Source organism: Marinicrinis lubricantis (genome assembly GCF_042658665.1).
Classification (GTDB): domain Bacteria; phylum Bacillota; class Bacilli; order Paenibacillales; family KCTC-33676; genus Marinicrinis; species Marinicrinis lubricantis.
The window spans coordinates 1-536 of the sequence record NZ_JBHSQV010000040.1 but is presented as its reverse complement, the minus strand read 5'-3'; the positions used below and the strand labels follow the sequence as shown (position 1 = coordinate 536).

Below are 536 nucleotides of genomic sequence, written 5' to 3'. Positions count from 1 at the left end.
ATCCTCCGTGTGCCCTTACTAGCTTATCCTCGCTCTCATTTTGGCATACCCTCCGTACGCTGTCGCGTAAAAGTCGGTCATACCAAAATGTTCGCTCGTGCAAGAAATATATGTTGGTTCGCGTAAAGTCGCTCACTCAAAATATATCCTCGCTAAAGCAGTAAGTTCGTGATACCAAAGCATCACTTCTATACTACACTTGCATTGCCTTAACACTTTTTCGCTATCCAGTTTTCAAGGAACAATTCAATGTGAAATGACTCATCCGCCTCATCAGCGGAAGATCATCTTATCATGATCGGATCTGTTCATCAACCTGTAAAAGTTGGAAACCTCGTCTCATGCGAAAGAGCTTTTGCTCTTTCAAAACTGACAACGAGTGAACTGTGCTTAGATTGGTATGGATGAGCTGCGTCATCTGATACTCCATAGAAAGGAGGTGATCCAGCCGCACCTTCCGATACGGCTACCTTGTTACGACTTCACCCCAATCATCTGCCCCACCTTCGGCGGCTGGCTCCCAGCCATCGCTTCCG

General features: G+C 46.5%; 1 rRNA gene. It reads right to left on the bottom strand.

Annotated elements, in window-relative coordinates:
- Window positions 1-432: 432 nt before the first annotated feature.
- Window positions 433-536: ribosomal RNA gene (locus ACFPXP_RS07915) — 16S ribosomal RNA — on the bottom strand; the annotation flags it as partial.